The sequence below is a fragment of the Paenibacillus sp. BSR1-1 genome (assembly GCF_030403775.1).
In the GTDB taxonomy this organism is placed as follows: Bacteria; Bacillota; Bacilli; order Bacillales; family Cytobacillaceae; genus Neobacillus.
The window spans coordinates 105,888-118,162 of record NZ_JAQMWQ010000005.1 but is presented as its reverse complement, the minus strand read 5'-3'; the positions used below and the strand labels follow the sequence as shown (position 1 = coordinate 118,162).

General features: G+C 40.1%; 15 protein-coding genes. 2 read left to right on the top strand and 13 right to left on the bottom strand.

The features are described from left to right. Positions 1-108: 108 nt before the first annotated feature. The 10 genes from PH210_RS10580 to PH210_RS10535 all read right to left on the bottom strand — a co-directional run bounded on the left by PH210_RS10580 (position 109) and on the right by PH210_RS10535 (position 9,313). Positions 109-1,299 carry a D-alanyl-D-alanine carboxypeptidase family protein gene (locus tag PH210_RS10580; protein ID WP_289985205.1) on the bottom strand — a complete coding sequence of 397 codons (1,191 nt, stop codon included), beginning with the start codon at positions 1,297-1,299 and terminating at the stop codon, positions 109-111. A 122-nt stretch (positions 1,300-1,421) separates the two neighbouring features. Continuing rightward, positions 1,422-2,726 (bottom strand): pyrimidine-nucleoside phosphorylase, encoded by a 1,305-nt coding sequence (locus PH210_RS10575; RefSeq protein ID WP_289985203.1) that lies wholly within the window; start codon positions 2,724-2,726, stop codon positions 1,422-1,424. A 39-nt stretch (positions 2,727-2,765) separates the two neighbouring features. Next, the gene (locus PH210_RS10570; protein ID WP_289985202.1) at positions 2,766-3,584 is read right to left on the bottom strand and encodes a purine-nucleoside phosphorylase; all 819 of its coding nucleotides are present in this window, start codon (positions 3,582-3,584) and stop codon (positions 2,766-2,768) included. A gap of 14 nt (positions 3,585-3,598) precedes the next feature. Next, complete coding sequence (deoB, locus tag PH210_RS10565; protein ID WP_289985201.1) at positions 3,599-4,783, bottom strand: phosphopentomutase; 1,185 nt, start codon at positions 4,781-4,783, stop codon at positions 3,599-3,601. A gap of 225 nt (positions 4,784-5,008) precedes the next feature. Beyond that, positions 5,009-5,902 (bottom strand): site-specific tyrosine recombinase XerD, encoded by an 894-nt coding sequence (gene xerD / locus PH210_RS10560; protein WP_289985200.1) that lies wholly within the window; start codon positions 5,900-5,902, stop codon positions 5,009-5,011. A 5-nt stretch (positions 5,903-5,907) separates the two neighbouring features. Beyond that, positions 5,908-6,135 carry a YqzK family protein gene (locus PH210_RS10555; RefSeq protein ID WP_223591557.1) on the bottom strand — a complete coding sequence of 76 codons (228 nt, stop codon included), beginning with the start codon at positions 6,133-6,135 and terminating at the stop codon, positions 5,908-5,910. A gap of 130 nt (positions 6,136-6,265) precedes the next feature. Next, the gene (fur, locus tag PH210_RS10550; protein WP_223591555.1) at positions 6,266-6,724 is read right to left on the bottom strand and encodes a ferric iron uptake transcriptional regulator; all 459 of its coding nucleotides are present in this window, start codon (positions 6,722-6,724) and stop codon (positions 6,266-6,268) included. A 111-nt stretch (positions 6,725-6,835) separates the two neighbouring features. Next, positions 6,836-7,480: a stage II sporulation protein M gene (gene spoIIM, locus PH210_RS10545; RefSeq protein WP_289985198.1), complete on the bottom strand. Its 645-nt coding sequence runs from the start codon at positions 7,478-7,480 to the stop codon at positions 6,836-6,838. A 118-nt stretch (positions 7,481-7,598) separates the two neighbouring features. Beyond that, positions 7,599-8,762 carry an endonuclease Q family protein gene (locus PH210_RS10540; protein ID WP_289985196.1) on the bottom strand — a complete coding sequence of 388 codons (1,164 nt, stop codon included), beginning with the start codon at positions 8,760-8,762 and terminating at the stop codon, positions 7,599-7,601. Further along, on the bottom strand, positions 8,759-9,313 hold the full coding sequence (locus PH210_RS10535; RefSeq protein ID WP_289985195.1) for an NUDIX hydrolase: 555 nt from the start codon (positions 9,311-9,313) through the stop codon (positions 8,759-8,761). The genes PH210_RS10540 and PH210_RS10535 overlap by 4 nt, the downstream gene beginning before the upstream one ends. A 70-nt stretch (positions 9,314-9,383) precedes the next feature. Here PH210_RS10535 and mciZ point away from each other — a divergent pair, with 70 nt between their 5' ends. Both mciZ and PH210_RS10525 read left to right on the top strand, forming a co-directional pair. Beyond that, on the top strand, positions 9,384-9,515 hold the full coding sequence (mciZ, locus tag PH210_RS10530; RefSeq protein ID WP_289985193.1) for a Z-ring formation inhibitor MciZ: 132 nt from the start codon (positions 9,384-9,386) through the stop codon (positions 9,513-9,515). Positions 9,516-9,582: 67 nt separating this feature from the next. Continuing rightward, positions 9,583-10,494: an aldo/keto reductase gene (locus PH210_RS10525; RefSeq protein WP_289985191.1), complete on the top strand. Its 912-nt coding sequence runs from the start codon at positions 9,583-9,585 to the stop codon at positions 10,492-10,494. Positions 10,495-10,540: 46 nt separating this feature from the next. Here PH210_RS10525 and PH210_RS10520 read toward each other — a convergent pair whose 3' ends face one another. From PH210_RS10520 to PH210_RS10510, 3 genes are all read right to left on the bottom strand, one after another. Next, positions 10,541-10,795, bottom strand: coding sequence for a YqkE family protein (locus PH210_RS10520; protein WP_289985190.1), 255 nt, complete (start codon positions 10,793-10,795; stop codon positions 10,541-10,543). 87 nt (positions 10,796-10,882) lie between these two features. Then, the gene (locus tag PH210_RS10515; RefSeq protein ID WP_289985189.1) at positions 10,883-11,551 is read right to left on the bottom strand and encodes a 3-oxoacid CoA-transferase subunit B; all 669 of its coding nucleotides are present in this window, start codon (positions 11,549-11,551) and stop codon (positions 10,883-10,885) included. Between the two features lie 24 nt (positions 11,552-11,575). Then, the gene (locus tag PH210_RS10510; RefSeq protein ID WP_289985187.1) at positions 11,576-12,265 is read right to left on the bottom strand and encodes a CoA transferase subunit A; all 690 of its coding nucleotides are present in this window, start codon (positions 12,263-12,265) and stop codon (positions 11,576-11,578) included. Positions 12,266-12,275 lie beyond the last annotated feature (10 nt).

Sequence of the window (12,275 nt, the reverse complement as noted above, 5' to 3'; positions counted from 1 at the left end):
TCGCTTTTTTATTATCAATATCCTTCTATAAATACAAAACTAGTCTTATTTCGTCAAAAGTAGTGGATTATCTTAACTTTCGACATTGAAAAGCGTATGCGCTTTGAATTATTTTCCTGCTTTTGTAAACATTCCGAATGAACGCTTGTAAAGGGTCCACCAGCCTGCTTCTTTTACTGACTTACTTGCTACGAGCGGACTTTCAAGGATTACCTTTCCATCCTTAATCAGCTTAATCGTCCCAACCTTGTCACCTTTATTTAATGGTGCGTTGAGGTTTTTTTGGAGAATTACTTTTTGCTTTACATCCTCCGTTTTTTCACCCTTTTTAGTCAGTAACGAAAGTGGTTCACTAGTGACTGCCGCTACTGACTTATCCTTGCCTTTACTGATTCTGGCTGTGCCAATTGTTTGATTTCGTTTATACAGCGGGTGTGTTTGGTATTGACTAAAAGCATAATTAAGCATTTTTGTCACTTGAGCATTTCTCTCTTTCGACGTTGGTGCTCCAAAGACAACCGCAATGACACGCATGCCATCCTTTTGTGCTGTCGCTGTTAAGCAATATTTCGCTTCAGCCGTAAAACCCGTTTTTAACCCGTCAACTCCAGGGTAAAAACGAACCAATTTGTTTGTATTAACGAGCCAGAACTTTTTGTCTGTATTTTCACGAAGGTATGCCTCATACATTCCCGTAAATTTTGTAATGCCTTCATATTTTAATAGTTCTTTTGCCATTACTGCCATATCATGTGCTGAGCTGTAATGGCCGCTCACAGGTAAGCCGGTGGTATTTTTAAAAAAGGTATGCTTCAATCCCAGTTGTTTTGCCTTTGCATTCATCATATCGACAAAGGCTTCCTCCGAACCGGCAATTCTCTCAGCCATCGCTACAGATGCGTCATTACCTGAACCAATCGCAATGCCCTGAAGCATTTGCTTGGTTGTCATCTCTTCACCCGGTTCCAGGAATATTTGTGATCCACCCATGGAGGCGGCATATTCACTCGTCCGTACTTTTTCATTCCAGGAAAGCTTTCCTTTATCAATCGCTTCCATAATGAGTAACATCGTCATAATTTTGGTCATACTTGCAGGCGGCAATTTTTCTTGGCTATTTTTCTCATATAGAACCTTACCTGTGTCCCGCTCAATTAAAATGGCAGAACTGACGTTACTGACAATATCTGTACCCTTATTTTCTATTTGGGCATTCTTTTTTTCTGCAGCAAAGGAAGAAGGTACCCATAAGCTAGTCAGGAAAAAAGATGCTACTATAAAAGAGAACAATCGTTTCATTCGCATAACCCTCCATTCTTTATAGCCACCATTTTTACCAAAATAAACAAGTTTATACATAAAAAGGTGTCAGGCACCATGTGAAATTTTCACATGGTGCCTGACACCTTAGAGCACGATTATTATTCTGTTATTTCTCCATGGATGAGAACTGGCGCGTCGACTTTGGCTACCGAGATTTTGATATTTTCATAAAGCTTTTGTTTTACTTCACTTACATCTTCAAAGTTACTGTAGATAGTTACTAACGATTCACCTTTATTGACTTGGTCGCCGATTTTTTTCCTTAATACAAGGCCAACAGCCAAATCAATAATAGATTCCTTCGTTGCTCTTCCTGCTCCTAGTAACATTGCTGCTGTTCCAACCTCGTCAGCGACGATTTCGGAAACATACCCATCTTCTTTCGCTTCAAGCTCAAACGTGAATTTAGCCTGAGGCATTTTAGCAGGATCATCGACAATCGAGGCATCCCCGCCTTGAGAGCTTAAAAAGACTTTTAATTTTTCAAGGGCCGACCCATCTTTAATCACATTTTCAAGGAGGGTCCTTGCCTCTGCTAATGAGCCTGCCTTTTCTGCCAGATAAACCATATGGCTGCCGAGTGTTAAGCATAGCTCTGTTAAATCTTCGGGACCCTCACCTTTTAATGTGTCAATAGCTTCCTTTACTTCAAGCGCGTTTCCGATCGCATATCCTAGCGGCTGGCTCATGTCGGAAATGACGGCCATTGTACGTCTGCCGACATTATTACCAATCCGAACCATTGCTTTTGCCAAATCTTTTGAATCATCAAGCGTTTTCATGAAAGCACCGGCGCCTGTTTTTACATCCAGTACAATGGCATCAGCTCCTGCAGCAATTTTTTTGCTCATGATGGAACTGGCAATCAGCGGAATACTTTCAACGGTTGCCGTAACATCTCTTAGGGCATAAAGCTTTTTATCCGCAGGTGTTAAATTTCCGCTTTGGCCGATAACGGCGATTTTATTTTTATTTACTAGATCAATGAATTCAGCATTATCAATTTCAACATGGAAACCATTAACTGCTTCTAATTTATCAATGGTACCGCCGGTATGTCCCAATCCACGACCGGACATTTTCGCAACAGGGACTCCCAAAGCAGCTACAAGCGGGCCAAGAACAAGAGTGGTAGTATCACCAACTCCGCCAGTTGAATGTTTATCAACTTTTATTCCTTCAATTTGCGATAAATCAATTTGATCCCCTGATTCCACCATTGCCATTGTTAAATCGGCTCTTTCTTTCTCGGTCATCCCTTGAAAGACGATCGCCATGGTTAAGGCACTCATTTGATAATCCGGTATGGAACCATCTGTATAGCCGTTAATAATAAATTTGATTTCTTCCGTTGTTAATTCAAGTCCATCTCGTTTTTGCTCAATTAGGTCAACCATTCTCATCGAATATCACCACTTTACAATAAATTGGTTTCTGCTCAATTACGCCATATTTTTAACGATTTCTTTTATATATAGAAGGAAATTCGCTTTAACTTTTTCAGTTGTTTCAATGACTTCATCATGTGTCAGCGGCTGGTCAAGAATACCGGCAGCCATATTTGAAATACAAGATATACCAAGAACCTTCATTCCACTGTGGCGTGCAACGATTACCTCTGGCACAGTAGACATTCCCACTGCATCACCGCCCAATACTCGAACCATGCGAATTTCAGCTGGTGTTTCATATACAGGGCCAGGGTTTCCGAAATAAACACCCTCTTGAACCTTAATATTTAAGCGAGAAGCGATTTCCTTTGCCATAGCACGCAATTCCTTCGTATAGGCTTCTGACATATCTGGAAAACGAACGCCTAATTTAGCATCATTTGGCCCAATTAACGGATTTGTTCCCATATTATTAATATGGTCGGTAATAATCATCAAATCTCCCGGCTCAAAGCTTTCATTGACACCGCCGGCAGCATTCGTAACGATTAACATTTCAACTCCCATTTCTTTCATAACGCGAACAGGGAAGGTTACTTTATCCATTGCATATCCTTCATAGAAATGAAAGCGGCCCTGCATTGCAACAACCTCTACTCCACTTAATACCCCAAAAACAAGCTGTCCTGCATGTCCTTCTACTGTGGAGACTGGGAAATCAGGTATTTGATTGTATGGAATTTTGACAGGATTCTCAATTTCATCCGCTAACACACCTAATCCAGATCCTAAAATGAGACCAATTCTAGGTGTATTCGCATATTTATCTTTAAGAAATCCAGCAGCATTTTGAATTTTTTCAACGTTCATGTTCATTCCCCTTTTTAGCTTAATTCTTTTAAAAAGCTCTTTCCGTAATTTGGCATTTTCACATTGAAGTTTTCCGCCACTGTTGCTCCTAGGTCAGCAAATGTTTCTCGGAGTGGCAGCTCTCTGCCCTCAGTCATTTTCTTAGAGTAAACTAATAATGGGACATATTCACGAGTATGGTCTGTACCAGGTGCGACAGGATCGTTTCCGTGATCTGCTGTAATCATTAATAGGTCATCTTCCTTCATTTTCGCAAACACTTCAGGAAGGCGCGCATCATATTCTTCAAGTGCTTTACCATAACCTTCAGGGTCGCGGCGGTGACCATACAATGCATCAAAATCCACTAGATTTAAAAAGCTTATTCCATTGAAGTCCATATCGAGGGTTTCAACAAGCTTATCCATACCGTCCATATTCGAAACGGTGCGGAGTGACTTTGTAACGCCTTCTCCGTCATAAATATCCGATATTTTACCAATCGCGATTACATCAAATCCTGCATCCTTCAATTCGCTCATTACTGTCCGATCGAATGGTTTTAAGGCATAATCATGGCGGTTAGAAGTTCGTTTAAAGTTTCCTGGTTCCCCTAGGAATGGACGGGCAATTACCCGGCCAACCATGTACTTTTCATCAAGCGTTAGTTCGCGTGCAATTTTACAAATTTTATATAATTCTTCAAGCGGAATAATTTCCTCGTGGGCGGCAATTTGCAAGACAGAATCTGCCGATGTATATACAATCAATGCACCTGAATTCATGTGCTCTGCACCAAGTTCATCAAGAATTTCGGTTCCGCTGGCTGGTTTATTGCCAATAATTTTTCTGCCGGTGCGGTTTTCTAATTCAGATACAAGTTCCTCTGGAAACCCTTCTGGGAATACTCGGAATGGAGTTTGAATATTCAGCCCCATAATTTCCCAATGTCCTGTCATTGTATCTTTTCCGTTTGAAGCTTCCATCATTTTTGTATAAAAAGCTAAAGGCTTTTCTGCTTTATTAATTCCTTTTATTTCCCGAATATTACTTAATCCCAATTTCGCCATATTGGGCATATTTAGACCGTTCATTCTTTCAGCAATATGTCCAAATGTATCAGCACCTTTATCACCAAACTTTTCTGCATCCGGTGCTTCTCCAATTCCGACTGAGTCCATGACGATAATAAAAATACGCTTATATGTATCTGCCGTCATTCGAATCTTCCTCCTTTATCAATAGGAAACGTTTACAAATAAAAAAATACACAAAAATAGGTTACCCTGTTTATATTGGAACTATGAAGGGGTCACATTATTGCATTCGTCAGAAGTCTGACATCTCTATTTTACTAAATGTTTTCGAAAATACAAGAAAAAGCTGCCTGAATTTTTGGCAGCTTTTTGACGTTTTTGTGAAATTGAATAGCAACTATGATTCTATCAAGCTCTTGGGTGGAATTTACTATAAACGTCCTTCAACCTTGTCTTAGAAACGTTTGTATATATTTGTGTTGTAGCTATATTTGCATGTCCTAACATTTCTTGAACAGCCTTTAAATCAGCCCCATTTTCCAATAAATGAGCAGCAAAAGAATGACGGAGTGTATGTGGAGTCAGCTCTTTTACTATTCCAGCCTCTTTGGAAAGTTTTTTTAGTATTTTCCAAAAACCCTGTCTAGTCAACCTTTTACCCTGGTGATTTAAAAACAAGGCATTATCAGGGTTCTTTTTCGCCGCAAACAAAGGTCTGCCTTGTTCTAAATATTGCAATATCGCATTTGAGGCAGTACGCCCAATCGGAATAATCCGTTCATTATTGCTTGTTCCGTGACAACGAATAAACCCCATCGTTAAATGGACATGCTCAACATCCAGACCAATCAGTTCACTAACACGAATTCCTGTTGCATAGAGAAGTTCAAGCATCGCTTTATCCCGTTTTCCAAAATGATCATCCAATTTAGGCGCTTCTAAAAGGAATTCGACCTCTTTCTTACTCAAAACTTTAGGAATAGCCCTTTCAAGTTTCGGCGGTTCAATCAAATTCGAAGGATCCTGATCGGCTGCTTTTTCCCTTAATAAAAATTGGTGAAAGGCACGAATGGAAGCAATGTGCCGTGCAATTGTTTTCGTTGATTTTCCTTGCTCCTTTAAAAATCCCAGAAATTGTACAATATGGACGCGCTGAACATCATTAAAGGAGCGGATTGCCTCAACCTTTACTAAATAATGAAGATAGCTTTTCAAATCGCGTTCATAGGATAGAATCGTATTTTGGGCCAGCCCTTTTTCAACTATCAAATAATGCATAAATTCTTTTATTCGCTCTTCCATTGCCCTTACTCCCCATTTAAATAAAACAACATCAGCCGATCTAACAAGGAAGGATTTTCTTCATCTACTGCATTTGAAACCTTTAATGCTGCTCCTTCCGGTTCTTCATAGCGATGATAGCTTTGGTATTCTTCTGATACCCACATGATACCATAATAGAACAGAATTGTGCATCCGGTGAAAATGATAAAAACCTTTAAGGTTTGCAGTGTAATTTTTATAAAAGAGATCATCTTGCTTCCCCCTAATTTTCAGGTACTCTAGTAAAAGGTATGCCAAAAAGTACAAGTTTTATACCTTTATATCTGGAAAATGGAGAAACAAAAGAAAAAGCCCCTTTTGCACAAAAGGACCATTTACAAGCTATACAGTTTTTTCTTCTACTTTCGCCTGGCAGCGATAGCAAATCCCATGAAAAGTAAGGCGATGATCTTTAATTTTAAAATTCCATCGTCGTTCGACGACAGCTTCTACATCCTCAAGCAAATCTTCCTGAATTTCATCAACGGCGCCACATTCAATACAAACAAGGTGATGGTGAAAATGTGCTGCACCCTCCTGTCTTAAATCGTATCTCGATACGCCGTCGCCAAAATTTATTTTATCGACAATTTTTAATTCCGTTAATAATTCTAATGTTCGATAAACAGTTGCTAATCCAATTTCAGGCGATTTTTCTTTAACGAGGAGGTACACATCTTCCGCACTTAAATGATCCTCTTCATTTTCTAGTAAAACTCTGACGGTTGCTTCACGCTGAGGTGTTAGCTTATAACTTGCTGAATGCAACTGTTTTTTTATACGTTCAATTCTAGTTTCCATTCTGAAGTCCCTCCCTCGCCACTGTTAGTTCTCATTATAACAGATGAGAAATGAGATTCAAAATAAAATTATTATAAACAAGAACTTATAATTAATATTAAGTAACAATTACTATAAAGATGTTGAGGTAATAATCGTTTTCATTAACCATGGCGATAAATAAGCCTCTATTCCAGATGCTGCCGAGATAAAAATCACTGCCGCAATCAGGGCAAAAATATATCCTTTAAAAAAGGGCATGATTGGCTGAGCATATTTTTTCATAAACTGTTTTTTGATCATTCTCATTGAAAATATTACTGATAAGGCTGCCATCATGATAAACACCGGAATGATAATCAAGTTTTGCGGGAGGATCGAAGCAAACGCGAGCAGAAATCCTTTCCAGCCCATTTGACTTACTAAAAATCCAACTGTAAACCCGACAACCATTCCTTTAACAAATAAGAGAATCAGAATAACAGGCAGTCCGATGATTGATATCCCAAGGATCCACATTAGTCCAATAAACTTACTATTGTGGGAAAAGCTTTGGAAAAATAGGTCATTATCTTCCGCTACTTTATCTCCGGAAACTTGGCCAAAAAATTGTGATAGGTAATAGTAAAGATCTTCCTTTTGGGTAAAACTCATACTGTTTACCACAACCGCACCAAATATGACCCCCATTAAAAATAAAACTACAATAAATAAGAAAATCGAGGAATGCTCACGGAAATAACTAGCGGCATTGGACTGGTTCAATCGTTTTTTCATTTGCGGTTCCTCCTACTTTTGTCAATCGGTTATTACAATCTATGCCTAATCTAGTATTTCTATTACTATAATTTAATAGAGTATAGAAAAAATCCCGGCAGCACATGCTGACGGGATTTTAATCCGCAATTTTACCATATTTTCCGCCGCCGCCGGCTGCTAGATTTATTTTTCCTTCCCTTGCTTTCATGATAAGGTCGGCTATTTTGGCCGGAACAACCTCTTTTAATGCTTCATATGGTACTTCATGTAATATAGCCATTTCACTGCCGAAATGATTCACCAGTTTTTCAAGTAATTTCGGCCCTAGGCCGGGGATAAATTCCAATGGAACTTGATGAACATAGGGAGGGCGGCCAGGGGGACTTTCATCTGCCGTTTTCAATTCCAGAATTCGGTCAGCCACTCCTTTTATGATTTTCTTATTTCCACATAAATCACAAAGCTGATCTTCCTCACTGACATGATTTAAACATTCTGCGCAGACAGTTTTATGATATTTCCCTAGCAGTGGATCAAGCCCATAGTTTGCAATAATGTGCCGGCCGTCCTCTCCTTTTAACGCCTTTAGCAGTTCAAGGAAGGTTGGTTCCTTCATCGCAGCCACTTGATATTCACGGGCAATCTTTGCAAGGGAATGCGCGTCTGAATTCGTTACAAACGTATAGCGGTGCAATTCTCCTAATTGATCTGCCATGCTTGTATCTGAGCTTAGGCCAAGCTCAATCCCATCTATTAAATCGGGATCCAGTACCTCTGTTAGTGAATGATTTACCCCTTTTCCATATAGACTTTTAAAGGGTGTGAAAACATGGGCGGGAATGAAAATACCTCCAAGCTCTTTTACTTTTGTTTGCAATACCCGACCTGATACATAGATTCTTTGTGAACTTAATTGAATATTTTTCAAGTGGTTCGATAACCATGCTGAGAACTCTCTCATAATCGTTAGGTTCGGAAAATAGCATAGCAAATGAATTGGACCATTGCATTGTTCATCATAAATCTCCAACTCCGACCCTGGGATAATCGTTAGGTCTCCAAATACTAAGCCACCATCCGGATGCTCATAAACTTCTCCGCTGTCAATCAGACTTTCCATCTCAAGAATGACTTCTGGTGAATGGCTGTCGATTATTCCTACCATATTGAGCCCTTTTTCGTGTCTGGCATGTTCGATAATATTTGTAAAAGTTAACGATTTAGCCCCGGTAATTTTGACCGGTTTGCCTGTCCAAGTTCTGCCAATATGAATATGTAAATCTACATAATATCGATTCATTTTTTTCCTAATGCCCTTTGCAATTGTAAGTATTGGACAGCATAGATCGTTTTCGCATCATAAATCTTTTGTTCCTTGACATATTGTAAGGCTTCTTCAAGTGTTAATTCCTCGAGATTCACAAATTCGTCTTCATCAAGTGCGGCGGAATTTTCTATTTCTGATAAGCCCTTTGCCAAATATACATGGACGATTTCATCAGCAAAACCTGGTGAAGTATAAAAGGAAGTGAGTAATTCAAGGCTTTCACATCCATAGCCTGTCTCTTCCTCGAGCTCGCGGCGGGCGCATACAGCTGGTTCTTCCCCTTTTTCCAGCTTTCCTGCAGGTATTTCCACAATCGTTCTTTCCAACGCTTTTCGGTATTGTTCGACCATGATGATCTTTTCATCATTGGTGACAGCTAAAATAGCAACTGCCCCAGGATGTTTGACGATTTCCCGTTTGGACTGCTTTCCATTTGGCAGTTCAACATCCTGTAAATGAAGACTGATTACCTTTCCCGAAAAAATTTCTTCACTATGAAGCGTTTTTTCTTCAAGCTTGCTCATTAAGGTCACTCCTGTTCTATTCCGATAATCTGCTCATACATTTTACCATACTTAATCTGGAGGGGTATGGATGAAGGTCGTGGTGCATGAAAAAGGCATTATCCTTGTCGGAAAGGGCTGGGAGATTCTTCAAAAGCTTAAGGAATATAACAAGGATTATACTTTTGTTTCGGAATGGGTTCAAAATATTGTGCAAAAATGAGTTCTGCTGTTTGTAGTCTGCCCTGTTCTTTTTGTAAAATGATAGAAAAAAGAACGGGGTGTTTTTTTTGAAAAGAAGAAGATTAGGAGCCTCCGATTTGTATGTTACCGAGTTAGGGCTCGGCTGTATGTCCATCGGAACAGATGAGCTATCTTCGAGAAAAATCATCGAAGCAGCACTTGAGGAAGGAATCAACTATTTCGATACAGCAGATTTATATGATTTCGGTGAAAATGAGAAAATCGTCGGAAGTGCGTTAAAGGATGTCCGTGAACAAGTGATTATTGCGACTAAAGTCGGGAATTGCTGGAAGCAGGATCGAAGCGGCTGGTCGTGGGACCCTTCTAAAGCCTATATAAAAGAAGCAGTGAAAAACAGTCTGAAACGGCTGGGAACAGACTATATTGATCTTTATCAATTGCATGGCGGCACGATTGAGGACCCGATTGACGAAACAATCGAAGCATTTGAGGAATTAAAAGCAGAAGGCTTGATTCGCTATTATGGCATCTCATCGATTCGGCCGAATGTGATTCGCGAATATGTGAGGAAATCTGAGATGGTTTCTGTCATGATGCAGTACAGCATGCTAGACCGCAGGCCTGAAGAAGAAGCATTACCGCTGCTTCATGAAAAGGGCATCAGTGCTGTTACCCGGGGACCGCTTGCAAAAGGGCTGCTTAGCGATAAGCTGCTTGAAAAAGTATCTGAAAAGGGGTATTTGGATTATTCCTATGAAGAGTTAAGAAAGACGCTTGGTTTATTAAAAGAAAAAGTGGGGGCTGGCCGCTCGTTTACAGAAGTGGCCCTGCAATACAATCTAGCAAACCCTGCTGTCGCATCTGTTGTTGCCGGCGCGAGCAGTGCAGAACAGATTAGAGGCAATGCCAAGGCGGTAAAAAGCCAGCCCTTGACGGATCAAGAGGTTGAGCTAATCAAAGACTTAACAAAGAATAATATTTATCCAGAACATCGGTAAAGGAGAGCAGCTGCCCTCCTTTTTTGCTTTCCTTGCATTCGAATTATTATTTAAACTCCTTCCAGTTCATCCCGCTTTCGTTCAATAACTCTTCAAATGATTTATTCTTTTCTTTTAATCTGCGTTCTTCCCGTTTTTTTGCTTCTTCCTCTTGTTTTTTTCTTTCTTCTTCCGCCTTTAATTGATCCTGCTGATCTTTTAACTGCTTAATTAAGTCTGGATTAATCATATCTTTAAGTGTTACGGGTTTGTCATCTATTTTTGGTTTAGATTGATTTTTTTGATTCGCTTTCTTTTTCATTCTAAAATCCCCCAGAATTCATTATTCCTTTTATTATATCATGAAAAAAGCAGGCTGTTTGTTTACACAGCCTGCTTCAACTTTTCTTTAATATGCTTCTAGTTTAACGCTTGCATCGACATTTAGTACTGCTTCCGTCGAATTTACGACTTCCTCTATGGTAAAACCTTTTGCTACTTCCACAAGTCTCAATCCGGAATCGGTGACATCCATAACCGCACGCTCTGTGATAATCCGGTCTACGACCCCTTTCCCTGTTAATGGAAGAGTGCATTGTTTAAGAATTTTTGACTCGCCTTTTTTATTGACGTGCTCCATGATAACTATGATTTTCTGAGCGCCGTGAACAAGGTCCATCGCCCCGCCCATTCCTTTAATCATTTTTCCTGGAATCATCCAGTTTGCAAGATCGCCGGTTTCGGAGACTTCCATTCCACCGAGGATTGCCAGGTTCACATGTCCGCCGCGAATCATCGCAAACGATTCCGCACTGTCAAAATAGGCTGCGCCGCTGATCGCTGTAACTGTTTCTTTCCCTGCATTTATTAAGTCCGGGTCCACTTCATCTTCATGTGGATATGGACCAATTCCTAAAAGGCCATTTTCTGATTGCAAAACAACCTGTTTGTTATCCGTTATATAATTGGCAACGAGGGTTGGCATGCCGATTCCTAGGTTTACATAAAAGCCGTTTTCAATTTCTTTCTCTGCCCTAATCGCAATTCTCTCTCTGACAGAGACTTTCTCATTCGCCATTTACACTACTCCCTTCTACCAACTTTATTTACTTATAGTTAACCGCTCAATTCGTTTCTCCTGGCTTCCTTCGATAATGGCTTGCACATAAATGCTTGGGGTATGAATAAAATTCGGATCCAATTCGCCGATTTCATAGAGTGTTTCTACTTCAGCAATTGTTACTCCCCCAGCAGCCGCAATCATAGGATTAAAGTTCCGGGCTGTTTTGTGGTAAACGAGATTTCCCATTTTGTCGCCCTTCCATGCACGCACCAAGCTAAAATCTGCTGTCAGCGCTTCTTCTAAAAGGTATTCCCGCCCCTTAAAAACTTTTGTTTCTTTGCCTTCAGCAATTGGCGTCCCTACCCCGGCAGGAGTATAAAACGCTGGAATGCCGGCGCCGCCTGCTCGAATTTTTTCCGCTAATGTGCCTTGAGGTGTCAATTCCACTTCCAGCTCTCCTGTCAAAACCTGCCTCTCAAACTCTTTATTTTCCCCGACATAGGAGCCGATCATTTTCTTAATTTGCTTATTATTTAATAGGAGACCGAGCCCCCACTCATCAATTCCGCAGTTATTAGAAATAACGGTTAAATCCTTTACGCCTTTCTCTGCTAACGCTAAAATTAGGTTTTCTGGTATCCCGCACAAGCCAAATCCACCTACCATCAGTGTCGCTCCATCATGAATATCGACAACTGCTTCTTGGAAGGATGTACAAATTTTCTTCATTTTCGTTCTC

Coding starts and splice junctions, on each gene's coding strand:
- PH210_RS10580 (WP_289985205.1), bottom strand. CDS start 1,299: ATGAAACGATTGTTCTCTTTTATAGTAGCATCTTTTTTCCTGACTAGC.
- PH210_RS10575 (WP_289985203.1), bottom strand. CDS start 2,726: ATGAGAATGGTTGACCTAATTGAGCAAAAACGAGATGGACTTGAATTA.
- PH210_RS10570 (WP_289985202.1), bottom strand. CDS start 3,584: ATGAACGTTGAAAAAATTCAAAATGCTGCTGGATTTCTTAAAGATAAA.
- deoB (WP_289985201.1), bottom strand. CDS start 4,783: ATGACGGCAGATACATATAAGCGTATTTTTATTATCGTCATGGACTCA.
- xerD (WP_289985200.1), bottom strand. CDS start 5,902: ATGGAAGAGCGAATAAAAGAATTTATGCATTATTTGATAGTTGAAAAA.
- PH210_RS10555 (WP_223591557.1), bottom strand. CDS start 6,135: ATGATCTCTTTTATAAAAATTACACTGCAAACCTTAAAGGTTTTTATC.
- fur (WP_223591555.1), bottom strand. CDS start 6,724: ATGGAAACTAGAATTGAACGTATAAAAAAACAGTTGCATTCAGCAAGT.
- spoIIM (WP_289985198.1), bottom strand. CDS start 7,480: ATGAAAAAACGATTGAACCAGTCCAATGCCGCTAGTTATTTCCGTGAG.
- PH210_RS10540 (WP_289985196.1), bottom strand. CDS start 8,762: ATGAATCGATATTATGTAGATTTACATATTCATATTGGCAGAACTTGG.
- PH210_RS10535 (WP_289985195.1), bottom strand. CDS start 9,313: ATGAGCAAGCTTGAAGAAAAAACGCTTCATAGTGAAGAAATTTTTTCG.
- mciZ (WP_289985193.1), top strand. CDS start 9,384: ATGAAGGTCGTGGTGCATGAAAAAGGCATTATCCTTGTCGGAAAGGGC.
- PH210_RS10520 (WP_289985190.1), bottom strand. CDS start 10,795: ATGAAAAAGAAAGCGAATCAAAAAAATCAATCTAAACCAAAAATAGAT.
- PH210_RS10515 (WP_289985189.1), bottom strand. CDS start 11,551: ATGGCGAATGAGAAAGTCTCTGTCAGAGAGAGAATTGCGATTAGGGCA.
- PH210_RS10510 (WP_289985187.1), bottom strand. CDS start 12,265: ATGAAGAAAATTTGTACATCCTTCCAAGAAGCAGTTGTCGATATTCAT.